The following is a 13,920-nucleotide window of genomic DNA, read 5'->3' as shown; positions in this document are numbered from 1 at the left end:
GGGAGGGTTACTAATGAAAAAGATTATAATATCAATTATATTTGTATTTACTCTAATTATTGGCTGTATAGTCTATGTTGCATCAGCTAGTGTAGATAGTTTAAATGATATTGAGGCTAACACAGAAAAACTAATAGAAGCAGAAAGGACAGTTGTAACACATTCAGCAACAGCAGAGAATATAATCGAACAAGTTTATGAAGCTAATGGTTTTAGTGAGGACGATAGGAGAACTGATATAAAGTTGAACATATCAACGAGTATCAATAGAGTTAATAGCATATCTAATGTTAGAAGTAGTGACAGTATTAATAGTGAAACGAACAAATCTTATATTTATGATAGAATGTTGAATTCAATTGATTATTTTAACTCATTACAGGCTACCTACTATCATATTCCTTCGACAGGTTACTCATATTATTCCACATATTGTATTCAGCAGGGTGAAAATCCGAAATCAAAAGAATTGATATATAACGAAAATGGGGAATTAATATCAAGTTGCTCATTTGATGGAAAATACTCTGCCAATGTAAATGGTGATGCAGAAAATATAAAAGTTGACGCTGATATACAGAAGCAAAAAACCAAAAGCATAAATAGCATTCAAAATAAAGCTATCGAAGAAAGAATTATAAATGATCGAATTAATATTTCTGCGAAAGAGATAAAATCCGAAAATGAGAATAATATTTATGAGAAATTGCCGGTTGATATTGAGTCAAGCAAGAAATTGGATTTTGTATCCTTAGTTGACTCAAAGAAAAGAATCAAATATTTACCCGAAGAAAATGAAGACTGCTATTTTTATAGAAATAATCTTCCTCAATTACCAATGTCGAATACGCAATATTTTTCACAAGCATTTGCTTTTGGTTTTTTATCAGACTTTAAAAAATGGAATATAGACAAAATAGATGAAGTTTTAGACAGAGAGTGCTTTGTAATTTCAGGTGAAATAGATGGTGATTATTCTGAAAAAATAAAGACTCAAAAATTTGAAATGTGGGTAGATAAGGAGATAGGAGCGTTATTAGCCCTAGAAGGTTATGATGAAAATGGCGATTTATCCATTCTTTTAACTACATCTGAATTTGTTGTTGATGAATCTATTGATCAATCTGTTTTTGATGATTTATCTAATTTGTAATAATTCAAATTTGGCTTGATTGTGTTTGCTTCATTCAAGGCTAATGAAGTATTTAGTTGTCTTAAAGTTTTAATAATTATTATTTTGTAGTGAGAGCTTAATTTATTTAGAATACTATTTAATATAATGAATTTGCAGGAGGGGTGGAATAATTATGTTGAGAAAATCAAAAAAAATTTAAGTTTCACATTATCCATATTAATATTTACTAGTATATTTTTTAGTTTTCCGATAACAACTAATGCGGCTTTTGTTGAAGACTCAGAGGTCGGAGCTGGAAATCAGAATGTTATTGATGCACAGACATGGCTAAATAATACATATTCGGGCAGAGCAGGATATACACCCATTGATGTTGATGGAGTGTCATATTCAACAACTTTTATTACATTAGTAAAAGCGTTTCAGATTGAACTAGGATTTCCAGAGTCTAAAATTACCGGAACTTTTGGTTCGCAGACGAAGGCAGCAAGTCCGACATTTGAAATTAATAAGACAAACAATAATAATATGGTGAGAATCTTGCAATACGGATTACGCTGTAAAGGGTATTATGATACAAATATAACTGATATTATTTTTATAATATTTATTTTACCAAGGTGATATGATGAAAAAAATAAAAAAATATAAACTACCTATCGGGATATTGTGCGTAGTGTTAGTGATATTTATATTGTTGCAAATCTTTTCAAGTGAACATTGGTGGTTTGGGTACACATATGAAACCGATGGATATACAAATAAATCGGCAACAATTGTAAAGATAAACTACCCGTCAGAGAAAGTTGTAATTCCTTCAACAATATTTTTCCATAAAGTAAATGCTTTAGGCGGATATGTTACAGGATACAATTTGTGGGGAGCAGAAAGGAAAGGAATGTTTGAGGATAACGATATAGTAAAAGAGATTGTTGTTTCTGAAGGGATAGAGTATACATTTAACAGATGTTTTTACCATTGTATTTCATTAGAAAGCATACAACTCCCAAGTACTATAAAACAATTCTCTTTTACGAATTGTGAAAGTCTGAAAAATGTTAATTTTAATGGTGATGTAAAAGAAATTGAAAGTTTATCATTTTCAGGCTGTTCTTCATTAGAAACGCTTGTAATTCCGGATAATATTGCTGATCGTGGTATAGCATACGGTGCTTTTTCCGGTTGCACATCACTAAAAAGTATAAATATTCCCGATAATATTACTGAAATACAACGATATACATTTAGTAATTGCATATCCTTAAAACAGTTAGTTTTGTCTAAAAATATTGAGAGCATTGAATGGGGTGCTTTTGAAAATTGCACCTTGTTGGAGAAAATTATCATTTACGATAAGGTAGAATATATTGCAGATAACGCTTTTGAAGGTTGCGATAAGCTCACAATTTATGGAATAAAAGGCTCATATGCAGAACAGTATGCAAACGAGCACAATATACCTTTTGAAGAATTAGATGCAACATATGAGCCTACAAATTAGCAAGTAGCAGTTTGTTAAAGGTCAGCGGAATATGCAATATCTTGCTTATTTCTCTGATATTTTTATATTTTTTACCAAGGTGATATGATGAAAAAAATAAAAAAATATAAACTACCTATCGGGATATTGTGTGTAGTGTTAGTGATATTTATATTGTTGCAAATCTTTTCAAGTGAACATTGGTGGTTTGGGTACACATATGAAACCGATGGATATACAAATAAATCGGCAACAATTGTAAAGATAAACTACCCGTCAGAGAAAGTTGTAATTCCTTCAACAATATTTTTCCATAAAGTAAATGCTTTAGGCGGATATGTTACAGGATACAATTTGTGGGGAGCAGAAAGGAAAGGAATGTTTGAGGATAACGATATAGTAAAAGAGATTGTTGTTTCTGAAGGGATAGAGTATATATTTAACAGATGTTTTGACCATTGTATTTCATTAGAAAGCATACAACTCCCAAGTACTATAAAACAATTCTCTTTTACGAATTGTGAAAGTCTGAAAAATGTTAATTTTAATGGTGATGTAAAAGAAATTGAAAGTTTATCATTTTCAGGCTGTTCTTCATTAGAAACGCTTGTAATTCCGGATAATATTGCTGATAGTGGTATAGCATACGGTGCTTTTTCCGGTTGCACATCACTAAAAAGTATAAATATTCCCGATAATATTACTGCAATACAACGATATACATTTAGTAATTGCATATCCTTAAAACAGTTAGTTTTGTCTAAAAATATTAAGAGCATTGAATGGGGTGCTTTTGAAAATTGCACCTTGTTGGAGAAAATTATCATTTACGATAAGGTAGAATATATTGCAGATAACGCTTTTGAAGGTTGCGATAAGCTCACAATTTATGGAATAAAAGGCTCATATGTAGAACAATATGCAAACGAACACAATATACCTTTTGGAGAATTAGATACAATATATTAGCCTACAAACTAGTAAATAGCTGTACAACGGATAAATTTTATTTGACCTAAGGTGAGACATTATGAGAAAAATTATATGTATTCAGATATCTATTCTGTTACTACTTTGTGGCTGTACGAGAAAAGAAACAACAAAACAAGGTTTTGAATATTATATAACAAGCGGATATAATTATACATTAAAAGATGGAAAAGCGGTACTTATTGAAAAAACGGTTAATAAAGATGATGAGATTATTAATCTACCTGATGAAATAGACGGATATCCTGTTATAGGGATAGGCAGGTATCATTATACTTTTATTTACGGAGAAACAACAAGAGGAATGTTTGAGAATAATGAAAGTATCAAAACGGTCGTATTGCCATCAAAATTGGAAATGCTAGATTCACAGGTTTTTAATTGGTCTTCAATTCAATGTATTGAGTTTCCAAATACGCTTTGCAATGTTGGGCAATTTGCATTGTCAAGCTGTGTTTACTTAACTGATGTAAAGTTTGGCGAGGGACTAAAAACAATTTCTATGGGTATGTTTTCGCATTGTACAGCATTGGGAGAGATTTCTTTGCCAAAAAGTATTGAAAAAATTGCTTCTTATGCATTTGAAGGATGCGAGTCTTTAGAAAAAATCGTGATTTATAACAATTGTGTAGAAATAGATGACACAGCTTTTGACGGTTGTGACAAACTCACAATCTATGGAATAAAAGATTCATATGCAGAACAATATGCAACCGAGCATAACATACCTTTTACGGAAATAAAGGAATAATTAAAACAATGGATAAGGAAATAATTAAAGATAACAAAATAAAACTCATCATATGTATTATACTTTCATTATCAATTTTCAGCATATATATTCCTATTAATACAGGCGGATATTTTACAATAATAATGTGGTTTGTTCAAATTATCATACCAATTATTTTCGGAGTGCTGATAAAGGAATATAAAAACTTTTGTATTTGTATAGCCGGTCTGACTTTATCAAATATACTAAGCAGTATTTTTATATGGATATGGGTACAAAACCAAATTACAATGGTAAAAGAATCAGTTAAAAACTATGGAGCAGTATTTGCAATTGTCGCATTCGGTATAATTGCAGATCTTTCAATTATATTTACTGTCTTTGTATGCATAGAGTGTATTATATACTTTATTGTACGATATAAAAATTACAAACAAAAATTAAACAGCTGACTTTAACCGACAGACAACAGATTTACCATAGTCTTTGTCTGTCAATTTTTTTATATTTTGTTTTTAAAAAAATTAATATTCATTATGTATTGTTTTATTTATAAAATTATGGTATAATCAATTAAAAATTTCTTAAATGAGGGATATATTATTATGGAAAAGAAAAGAAGTAACTTTTCCGGTGGCCTGGGATTTGTATTTGCTGCGGCAGGCAGTGCAGTAGGCCTCGGAAACATCTGGCGATTCCCCTATCTTGCCGCACAGTACGGCGGCGGTATTTTTATTTTGGTTTACCTTATATTAGCCGTAACCTTCGGTTTTGCAATGCTTACCGCTGAAATTGCTATCGGAAGAAAAACAAAGTTAAGCCCTGTACTTGCCTATAAAAAGCTCAACAGCAAATTCGGCTTTTTGGGCGTACTTGCAGTTATAGTTCCTATCATAATCTGCCCTTACTACTGTGTAATCGGCGGTTGGGTAACAAAGTATGTTACAGTATATGCACAAGGTCTTGCTACACAAGCGGCAGGAGATAATTATTTTTCCGACTTTATCGGTAATCCGTGGTCACCGCTTGTATTCTTTCTTATATTTATGGGATTAAGCGTATGCGTAATTTTGATAGGTGTTAAAAACGGCATTGAAAAAATCAGTAAATTTCTGATGCCTATGCTCATTATTCTTACAATCGGAATTTCGGTTTATGCACTGACACTTCCGGGTGCGCTTGACGGCGTTGCCTACTACCTTGTACCGGATTTCAGCAAATTCTCCTTAATGACGGTTGCAGGTGCTTTGGGACAGCTTTTCTACTCAATGAGCCTTGCAATGGGTATTATGGTTACCTACGGTTCATACACAAAGAATGAAATCAACCTTACCAAATCTGTAAACCAAATTGAAATTTTTGACTCTGCCGTTGCACTTCTTGCAGGTCTTATGATTATTCCTGCCGTTTATGTATTCAGCGGTGAGGCAGGTCTTTCAAAAAGCGGCCCGGGTCTTATGTTTATGACTCTTCCAAAAGTATTTGACCAAATGCCCGGCGGCGATGTTGTTGCTCTGTTGTTCTTTATTCTCGTATTCTTTGCGGCAATCACAAGTGCCATTTCAATTATGGAAGCTATAGTTTCCTCACTTATGGACAAATTCCATGTAAACAGATGTGTTGGCTGTCTTATCGTAATCGGACTTTGCTTGTTGATGGGTATTCCGTCATCACTCGGAAACGGAATCTGGTCTGATTTTAAAATTTTCGGAATGGATATTCTGACATTCTTCGATTTCTTCAGCAACAGTATTCTTATGCCGATTGTAGCGTTCTTCACCTGTATTCTTATAGGTTGGGTTATCAAACCAAAGGCTATTACAGACGAAGTTACACGCAACGGCGAAGCTTTCAAAAGAAAAGGTTTGTTTAATGTAATAATTAAATATGTCGCTCCGATTTGCCTTATCATTATTCTTGTAACATCAATTCTTACTCAATGCGGAATTATTACTATCTGATTTTAACAGAAACTGCATCTTGTCATATGACAGGGTGCAGTTTTTTGATAAGTCTTTTTATAAAAAAGTTGGGGTAATTTGTGGTTTAGCACATAATTTAAGTTGAATTTTATAATTTCTTCGGGAAGAATTTTGTTACCTCTAATCTGCAAAACTTTACTCGAAATCTTAAATAAGAGTTTTTTATATTTAACAAAAACAGAACTGTTTTAAGATAATATTTTTATTTGACAAGGAAAAAGCAGAGTGATATACTAAGGTTAGAAGAAACTAACTTGCAAGGGGCTGTTATTATGGAATCTATTATTTCTACAATTATTGTTTGTGCGGTTATCGCTGTTATATGTGTAATCGGTGTTTTAAAATACATCAAAAACCTTAAAAGCGGTTGCTGCGGTACAGGCGGCGACAGCATAAAAAAAGTTAAGCCGCAGGACAGTAATGTGAATAATTACAGCTTTGAATACAAAATAAAAATCGACGGTATGACTTGTAAAAACTGCGCAATACGAGTGGAAAATGCTTTTAACTCAAAAGAAAATTATCTTGCAAAGGTAAAACTTTCGGAAAATTCCGCTTATGTGAGAACAAAGCAGGAAATTGCCGAAAAAGAATTGAGAGATATTGTAATAAACGCAGGATATATTCCTATGAAGACAGAGAAAATCTAAAACAGTCTGCTGCGTCGGCAAAATGCATACACAGCAGATAATTTTAACGACTTAAGTTAGTTGAAACTAATCAAATGAATTTTTAAAATAACTTTTATTTATTTTTTGCTTGACAATATTTGCTTTGTATGTTAAATTCTTATTATTGAACATATGAACAAATAAACATATATTCATATAAATAGCAGGAGGTAGTTTATGTTTCTTGAAATTAAGAGTATAGAAAAGTATTACGGTACAGGGGAAAATCGTACAAAGGTATTAAAAGGTATTACCACCGGAGTTGAGAAAGGCAAGATTTGCGTTTTGCTCGGTCCGTCAGGTTCGGGTAAGTCAACCTTGCTCAACATTATCGGCGGTATAGAAAAAGCCGATGGCGGCAGCATTTCCATTGACGGCAGTAAAATCGAAGATATGAACGAAAAGCAGCTTTCGCTTTACAGAAGAAATCATCTCGGTTATGTATTTCAGTTCTATAATTTAATTCCGAATCTTACTGTAAAAGAAAATATAGAGGTAGGAGCATTTTTAAGCAAAAATCCTCTTGATACAGATGAACTTTTGCATACTCTCGGCTTGTGGGAACACAAGGATAAAGTTCCGAGTCAGCTTTCGGGCGGTCAGCAGCAGAGAACATCAATAGGCAGAGCAATTGTAAAGAATCCCGATATTTTACTCTGTGATGAGCCGACAGGTGCGCTTGATTATAAAACTTCAAAGGATATTTTAAAACTTATCGAAACCATTAATCAAAAGTACGGAAACACCGTAATTATCGTAACTCATAACGACGCTATCAAATTGATGGCAGATAAGGTTATCAAACTCAGAGACGGAAATATTCGTAAAGAATATGAAAATACCGAAAAAGTTAATGCCGAAGAGCTTGATTGGTAAGGAGATGAATTTATGAAGAATCCGCTTAATAAGCGACTGCCACGAGAACTTAAGGGAGATATCGGAAAGTATATTGTTATTTTTATATTCTTAGTAGCTACAATCGGAGTTGTATCAGGCTTTTTGGTTGCCGGTACAAGTATGAAAACCGCTTTTGACGAAAGTTTTGATAAAAATAATATAGAGGACGGTAATTTTGTTCTTGAAAGCAAGATGACCGATGACCTTAAAACAAAACTTGAAGATGAAGATTTAACGCTTTATGATAATTTTTATAAAGAAGAAACCTATAAAAGCTCTACATACAGAATTTATAAAATGAGAAATGATGTAGATAAGATAGAACTTTTTGACGGAGAATTTCCAAAGGCAGACAATGAAATTGCACTTGACAGATTGTTCAGCGAAAATAATGATATAAAAATCGGCGATAAAGTAACGCTTGACGGCAAGGAATACAAAGTCAGCGGTTATGTTGCTTTTTCCGATTACACATCATTGTTCAAAAGTAATACAGATATGATGTTTGACGCTCAAAACTTTACTGTTGCAACTGTAACAGATAATGCTTTTGACAAAATTTCCGATAAAAATTTAAACTATTGCTATTCCTACACTTTTAACGATGCTTCATATTCAGAGCAGGAAAAGCACGATAAAAATACCGATATAAAAGAATTGATTGCAAAAAATGCAGAGCTCAAAAACTTTATTGCCGAACCCGATAATCAGGCAATCCATTTTTCGGGTGATGATATCGGTTCGGATACATCTATGATGATAACTCTTTTATATATCGTTATTGCTATTATGGCATTTGTATTTGCAGTTACTACTTCAAATACTATTGAAAAAGAGTCAGCTGTTATCGGTACACTCAGAGCATCAGGCTATACAAGAGGCGAATTATTAAGACATTATCTTGTTTTGCCTGTAATTGTTACACTTATCGGTGCGGTACTCGGTAATATTCTCGGATATTCGGTATTTAAAAATGTTATAGCAGATATTTATTACGGAAGTTACAGCCTTGGCCCGTATGTTACATTGTGGAATGCATATGCTTTCTTTATAACAACCGTTGTGCCTTGTATAATTATGGTACTTGTCAATATATTTATTCTCAGCAAAAAGCTCTCGCTTTCACCTCTTAAATTTTTGCGTCATGACCTTAGCAAAAAAGAGAAGAAAAAGGTTGTGAAGTTACCTGATTTTAAATTTATGACAAAATTCAGACTTCGTGTGATTTTTCAAAATAAATCCGGCTACATTGTTATGTTTATAGGTATTTTATTCTCAAACTTTATTTTAATGTTCAGTCTTTTATTGACACCGTTGGTAAATAATTTTAAGACAGAAGTAATCGATAATATGATTTGTAATTATCAGTATGTTTTAAAAGTTCCTGTTGAAACAGATACTAAGGGAGCGGAAAAGTACGCTGTAACCACACTCGAAACCGATTTTGAAAATTCGGACAATTCGGATGAAATTACCGTGTATGGTGTGGATAAGGATTCGGACTATGTAAAAGCAGGTTTTGTTGACAGAAATTCTGCTTTTGTATCCGAGGGTGTATTGGAAAAATTCAGATTAAAAGTCGGAGATAATCTTGACTTAAAGACAAAGTATGATGATAAAACTTATCGACTGACAATAAGCGGTACATATAAATATCCTGCATCACTTGCAGTCTTTACAGATATAGAAAATTTCAGAAACGAATTTGAAAAAAGCGATGATTATTTCAGCGGATATTTTTCGGATAATGAAATAACCGATATTGATGATAAGTACATTGCAAGCAAAATTACTCAAAAGGATTTGACTGTTGTTTCCGACCAAATGACAGATTCAATGGGCGGAATGATTCCTATAATTGTAGTATTTTCCGTTGTCCTTTATATGTTGCTTGTTTACCTGATTTCTAAAGTTATAATCGAAAAGAATGCAAATTCCGTTTCGATAGTAAAAATACTCGGCTATCAGAACGGAGAAATCACAAGACTTTATATTATGTCAACAGCGATTGTAGCCATTCTTTCGGTAATAATCAGCTTGCCGATTTCGTATTTGTTTATGAAAGCTATATATTCCGAAATTATCAGGAGTTTTTCAGGCTGGCTTACTTTCTACATTGACCCTATGGTTTATGTTCAAATGCTTGTTTTAGGCATACTTGCATATGCTGTTGTAGGTGCGCTGCAGTTCAGAAAAATTAAAAAAATTCCTATGGAAGAGGCTCTTAAAAACGCAGAATAAAAGTACAGACCGATACATTTTGATGTGTCGGTCTGTTGCTTTAGTTTTGAAAATTGATTTGTTGTTCCGTAATTAACGGATAGCGTATAAGCTCTGTACCGTCAAGATTTTCTCTGTGCATATCTACGGCGGAAATCTGATGATTATTATAGGTTGTGTAGTAATAAATTCCCTTTGCGGCATTACAGCAGGAAGTATAAATTGTAATTTCATACTTTCCTTTGCTGACTTCACAACAACCTCGTTGCTGATCTACAGAGCCGAGAATATGGAAAAATTGGCTTACACTTTCGTTTTCGCTTTCACCTGAAATTGAATTCATTTTAGTAAATGCAACTCTCACAAATCGTGATGCAGATGAAAGATCACCCGGCAATCCGATTGCCCCCATACCACGGCTGTACGAATTAAGTGTAAGTCCGTTTGCAAATGTGTTCTGCGGTTGTTTAGCGGAGAGCGACATATAATTATTCAGCAGAAACATCTGGGTTTCAAACGGTGGATTGTTAGTGAGTACACCGACAGGATTATCGTAAATATGAAGTCCGTCCGCAACGGATTCAACGGTTATAGATTCGTTTTTATCTGCAATTATCCAGTGAAGCCCGGCGGTCGGAAGTTTATCGCTGAACGGAGTGCCTGTGAGATTAATTTTTGCAAGCAAGTTTTTTGCATCGCTTACACTCGCACATTTGCTTAAGATATACGGTATAAATTCAAATTGCGCCACATTTTCCTTACTGTCGTCAGGTTCGGCATAAACGGCATTTCCGACAAAGTTAAGTCCTGCCATTCCAAGCCCTTTTTCGTTGATTGCATCATAGTAGAGCGGATAATTACCTGCAATATGAGCCATTCCGATTATTGCATAATGGGAGTTGCAAGTGCTTGTATGACGAAAATCAAAGGCATAGTTTCTCGGTGTAATTGTAATTTCATCACCGTAAGAAAATTCGTAATCAAGAGTTCTTCCAAAATAAAAATCTTTTGTTTTGTATGTTGCGGCAGTACACATATATATACCTCCTTGTGTTATTATTTTCAAAAAATAAGTTAATATGTAAATGTTAAAAAATAACATCAGACTCCCTGCCTGCTGACAAGGAGTCCTTTTGATTTGCAGTCAGATTATTACCATTTAAGCTCGCCGTCACCGCCCATAAGTTTTGTCATTTTCTCAATTTTTTCAAGCGGAAACGGGGGAGATGATACGGGTTTCATTGCAATAGACATAAGTTTCATCGGGTTATCGTCAGCGGCAATTCTGTTTGAGCTTAATGTTCCGCAGATTTTGCAGCGGTGAATAATCGCCCATTCGCCGTTTTTGCGAACCCATACTGCGACAGGTTCCATAGTTTCTCCGCAATCTGCCTCACGATCACCGGGCTCAATATCAAGATGTTGACTTGACAGGCAGTAAGGGCAATGATTGCGATGGTCGCTTCCCGCACCGTTAGGTACAACAAGTCTGCCGCATACCTTGCAGATAAAACTTTCGTTGCAAGCGTGTGATTTATAATAACCTTTTTTATATGATTTTTTCTTGTTTTCTCTATTCATAGAGCATAATCCTCCAAAAAGTAAAATCAAAAACCTTTTGGGAGGTTTGTGGGTAAAAGTAGCAAACCTCCCGATTATGCTACTATTACAGTTGTATTAGTCTTTGTCAAACACTAATCTCCTTATTAAAATATTTATGAAAAAGCCAAGGCTTAGTCAACAATCGGTGTTTTTATTATATCAACATATAAAATATTTTTCAATATATATCAAGTGAATTTTTGTATAAAATTATATTTTAATTTTTTCCCACTCTGTCCCGACAGCGGCGGAGGGAATGTTATCTTTTTTCATATAGGAATACATGATATTGAAAGGAGTGTTAATAAAAGTCCAATCTCTTACCGCAATGCTTGCCTCTTTGGCATAGCCTTTATGCTGCATATCTTTTCTAAAATGATACCCGATTTCAGGCTTAATTTGATTATTGATAATTTGCATAGTAAGTCCGCAGTCGCCAATCATTTCGCCGTTATCTTTTAAGCAAACTGCCCACAAGCCAAAGCCGAAAATATTGTATCGCTCAATGCTTTTGTCAATCCAATTCATTACTCTTGCTTTATCAAATGTATATGGATAGTGTTGCATTATATCCGAATCTGCCAAAACAGCATATAGTGCACTGAAATCATCTTTTGTTAGCTCACGAAGAAATAATCGTTCTGTTTCCGTAATCATAAAATCACCATCAATAATTTTACTTTTTATATATGTAAAAGTCAGCAAAAATCAAAGGGAACTTCTCGGTTGAAAAGTTCCCTTAATTTCATGCAAGTGCTTTTTTATTTTTAAAGCCTTTCATTTTTATATAGTAAACCGCAAGCATTAACAGCATACTTGCCGTCCATGCGGCAGGACCTGCAACGCAGATTGATATATAACCGATTATTGAGCTTAAAATAACCGGTGCACATATTCTCATAAGTACCTCGATAAGCGAGCCGATCATCGGAATAATGCCGTTTTTAAGTCCCTGTATTGTGCCTCTGTAAATGAACAACATTCCGAGAGTAAATTCAAACGGGCAGTTCCAGAATATGAATTGTACGGAATAATCTATTGTTTGCTGAGAGCTGTTGCTTGTGAATATTCCCGTAATCGGTGTGGCAAACAACATTGTTAATGCGCCAACTGCTATTGCGTATGTTATGCAGAGAATAAGGCAGTAGTTTACGCCTTTTCGTATTCTGTCATATTTTCCTGCGCCCTCATTTTGTCCCGCAAAGGTAGCAATTACCATGCTTATTGAGTTCATCGGATTTTGAACAAGCATCTGCACTCTGTTGCCGATAGTATATCCTGCAACCGCATATGAGCCGAACTGATTTACAAAATACTGCAAAACCATCATACCTATAGAAATTACAGAGTTTTGAAGTCCCATAGGACAGCCGACTTTAAGTTCGTCAGCAACCATTCTGCCTATACTTGTAAAACTTTCTTTGGTCGGCAAAAGAAGTTTAACTTTAAAATATATGTAAATACAGCAAAGCACTGCAGAAATTAATTGTGAAACTACAGTTGCTATTGCCGCACCTGCAACATCCCATTTGAATACTACTATAAACAGCAGGTCAAGTCCGACATTCAGAACAGAAGAGAACAACAGTAAATACAACGGAGTTTTGCTGTCACCGACCGATCTGAGCAATGATGCTGTAAGATTATAAAGCATAGTTGCCGGTATGCCGAGGTAGATTATTGTAAGATACCGGCTTGCGTAATCAAAAGTTTCTTTTGTAGTGCCGAGCATTGTTAAAAACGGATTTACTAAAAATACAAAAGCAACTGTAAGTACGGCAGATGATATAATTCCGATTAATATATGTGCGGCAACACTTTTTTTGATTTGCTTAATATTTCCTGCACCGAAGTGTTGAGAGGTGATTACCGAACAGCCTGCCGATAAACCTATGAAAAAGCCGAGCGCAAAAAAGTTAAGAGAGCTTGTAGAGCCTACCGCCGCAAGTTTGATTTCGCCAAGCGTTTGCCCCACTATCAAGGTATCAACTACATTATATAATTCCTGTAAAAGGTTTCCTATAATTACGGGAATGGCAAAAAATAAAATCTGACTGAATATTTTACCCTGCGTCAGATTTCGTACGGATTTTGAACCGGTCATAATAATTCACACTTCTTTGTTAAAATTTATTGTAAAGAATAATTATGGACTACAATATCCTTGAATTCGTATGAATTATAGCATAGCAGAATAAAAAAGTAAATCC

14 protein-coding genes are annotated in these 13,920 nt (G+C 34.2%); 10 read left to right on the top strand and 4 right to left on the bottom strand.

What is annotated here, in order from left to right:
• Window positions 1-13 precede the first annotated feature (13 nt).
• The 10 genes from H8R91_RS05730 to H8R91_RS05685 all read left to right on the top strand — a co-directional run bounded on the left by H8R91_RS05730 (window position 14) and on the right by H8R91_RS05685 (window position 10,129).
• The gene (locus H8R91_RS05730; RefSeq protein WP_186935228.1) at window positions 14-1,153 is read left to right on the top strand and encodes a hypothetical protein; all 1,140 of its coding nucleotides are present in this window, start codon (window positions 14-16) and stop codon (window positions 1,151-1,153) included.
• A 126-nt stretch (window positions 1,154-1,279) separates the two neighbouring features.
• A complete protein-coding gene (locus H8R91_RS05725; protein WP_186935227.1) occupies window positions 1,280-1,759 on the top strand; it encodes a peptidoglycan-binding domain-containing protein in 480 nt (159 codons plus the stop codon).
• Between the two features lies 1 nt (window position 1,760).
• The gene (locus tag H8R91_RS05720; protein ID WP_186935226.1) at window positions 1,761-2,636 is read left to right on the top strand and encodes a leucine-rich repeat domain-containing protein; all 876 of its coding nucleotides are present in this window, start codon (window positions 1,761-1,763) and stop codon (window positions 2,634-2,636) included.
• Window positions 2,637-2,720: 84 nt separating this feature from the next.
• Window positions 2,721-3,584: a leucine-rich repeat domain-containing protein gene (locus H8R91_RS05715; protein WP_186935225.1), complete on the top strand. Its 864-nt coding sequence runs from the start codon at window positions 2,721-2,723 to the stop codon at window positions 3,582-3,584.
• 61 nt (window positions 3,585-3,645) lie between these two features.
• Complete coding sequence (locus H8R91_RS05710) at window positions 3,646-4,356, top strand: leucine-rich repeat domain-containing protein (RefSeq protein WP_186935224.1); 711 nt, start codon at window positions 3,646-3,648, stop codon at window positions 4,354-4,356.
• A gap of 8 nt (window positions 4,357-4,364) precedes the next feature.
• Window positions 4,365-4,790 (top strand): hypothetical protein, encoded by a 426-nt coding sequence (locus tag H8R91_RS05705; RefSeq protein WP_186935223.1) that lies wholly within the window; start codon window positions 4,365-4,367, stop codon window positions 4,788-4,790.
• Window positions 4,791-4,943: 153 nt separating this feature from the next.
• Window positions 4,944-6,299, top strand: coding sequence for a sodium-dependent transporter (locus H8R91_RS05700; protein ID WP_022234030.1), 1,356 nt, complete (start codon window positions 4,944-4,946; stop codon window positions 6,297-6,299).
• 293 nt (window positions 6,300-6,592) lie between these two features.
• Entirely contained in the window at window positions 6,593-6,970 is a 378-nt protein-coding gene (locus H8R91_RS05695) for a heavy-metal-associated domain-containing protein (protein WP_186935222.1), read from the top strand.
• A 198-nt stretch (window positions 6,971-7,168) separates the two neighbouring features.
• Entirely contained in the window at window positions 7,169-7,867 is a 699-nt protein-coding gene (locus H8R91_RS05690; protein ID WP_022234032.1) for an ABC transporter ATP-binding protein, read from the top strand.
• A 12-nt stretch (window positions 7,868-7,879) separates the two neighbouring features.
• Window positions 7,880-10,129 carry an ABC transporter permease gene (locus tag H8R91_RS05685; protein ID WP_186935221.1) on the top strand — a complete coding sequence of 750 codons (2,250 nt, stop codon included), beginning with the start codon at window positions 7,880-7,882 and terminating at the stop codon, window positions 10,127-10,129.
• 40 nt (window positions 10,130-10,169) lie between these two features.
• On the opposite strand, the gene bsh is transcribed toward H8R91_RS05685, so the two are convergent.
• The 4 genes from bsh to H8R91_RS05665 all read right to left on the bottom strand — a co-directional run bounded on the left by bsh (window position 10,170) and on the right by H8R91_RS05665 (window position 13,814).
• Window positions 10,170-11,144 carry a choloylglycine hydrolase gene (gene bsh / locus H8R91_RS05680; RefSeq protein WP_186935220.1) on the bottom strand — a complete coding sequence of 325 codons (975 nt, stop codon included), beginning with the start codon at window positions 11,142-11,144 and terminating at the stop codon, window positions 10,170-10,172.
• Between the two features lie 116 nt (window positions 11,145-11,260).
• Window positions 11,261-11,689, bottom strand: coding sequence for an RNHCP domain-containing protein (locus tag H8R91_RS05675; protein WP_186935219.1), 429 nt, complete (start codon window positions 11,687-11,689; stop codon window positions 11,261-11,263).
• Between the two features lie 231 nt (window positions 11,690-11,920).
• A complete protein-coding gene (locus H8R91_RS05670) occupies window positions 11,921-12,367 on the bottom strand; it encodes a GNAT family N-acetyltransferase (protein ID WP_186935218.1) in 447 nt (148 codons plus the stop codon).
• 88 nt (window positions 12,368-12,455) lie between these two features.
• The gene (locus H8R91_RS05665; protein ID WP_186935217.1) at window positions 12,456-13,814 is read right to left on the bottom strand and encodes an MATE family efflux transporter; all 1,359 of its coding nucleotides are present in this window, start codon (window positions 13,812-13,814) and stop codon (window positions 12,456-12,458) included.
• Between the last annotated feature and the right edge of the window lie 106 nt (window positions 13,815-13,920).

This window comes from Ruminococcus intestinalis, from assembly GCF_014288065.1.
Taxonomy (GTDB): Bacteria; Bacillota; Clostridia; order Oscillospirales; family Acutalibacteraceae; genus Ruminococcoides; species Ruminococcoides intestinale_A.
Note: the sequence above shows the minus strand (reverse complement) of the source record. Positions and strands in the feature narration are given on the sequence as shown.

What these genes read in the sequence shown, in the direction of transcription:
- H8R91_RS05730 (WP_186935228.1), top strand. Translation starts at nt 14, where the DNA reads ATGAAAAAGATTATAATATCAATTATATTTGTATTTACTCTAATTATT.
- H8R91_RS05725 (WP_186935227.1), top strand. Translation starts at nt 1,280, where the DNA reads ATGAATTTGCAGGAGGGGTGGAATAATTATGTTGAGAAAATCAAAAAA.
- H8R91_RS05720 (WP_186935226.1), top strand. Translation starts at nt 1,761, where the DNA reads ATGATGAAAAAAATAAAAAAATATAAACTACCTATCGGGATATTGTGC.
- H8R91_RS05715 (WP_186935225.1), top strand. Translation starts at nt 2,721, where the DNA reads ATGATGAAAAAAATAAAAAAATATAAACTACCTATCGGGATATTGTGT.
- H8R91_RS05710 (WP_186935224.1), top strand. Translation starts at nt 3,646, where the DNA reads ATGAGAAAAATTATATGTATTCAGATATCTATTCTGTTACTACTTTGT.
- H8R91_RS05705 (WP_186935223.1), top strand. Translation starts at nt 4,365, where the DNA reads ATGGATAAGGAAATAATTAAAGATAACAAAATAAAACTCATCATATGT.
- H8R91_RS05700 (WP_022234030.1), top strand. Translation starts at nt 4,944, where the DNA reads ATGGAAAAGAAAAGAAGTAACTTTTCCGGTGGCCTGGGATTTGTATTT.
- H8R91_RS05695 (WP_186935222.1), top strand. Translation starts at nt 6,593, where the DNA reads ATGGAATCTATTATTTCTACAATTATTGTTTGTGCGGTTATCGCTGTT.
- H8R91_RS05690 (WP_022234032.1), top strand. Translation starts at nt 7,169, where the DNA reads ATGTTTCTTGAAATTAAGAGTATAGAAAAGTATTACGGTACAGGGGAA.
- H8R91_RS05685 (WP_186935221.1), top strand. Translation starts at nt 7,880, where the DNA reads ATGAAGAATCCGCTTAATAAGCGACTGCCACGAGAACTTAAGGGAGAT.
- bsh (WP_186935220.1), bottom strand. Translation starts at nt 11,144, where the DNA reads ATGTGTACTGCCGCAACATACAAAACAAAAGATTTTTATTTTGGAAGA.
- H8R91_RS05675 (WP_186935219.1), bottom strand. Translation starts at nt 11,689, where the DNA reads ATGAATAGAGAAAACAAGAAAAAATCATATAAAAAAGGTTATTATAAA.
- H8R91_RS05670 (WP_186935218.1), bottom strand. Translation starts at nt 12,367, where the DNA reads ATGATTACGGAAACAGAACGATTATTTCTTCGTGAGCTAACAAAAGAT.
- H8R91_RS05665 (WP_186935217.1), bottom strand. Translation starts at nt 13,814, where the DNA reads ATGACCGGTTCAAAATCCGTACGAAATCTGACGCAGGGTAAAATATTC.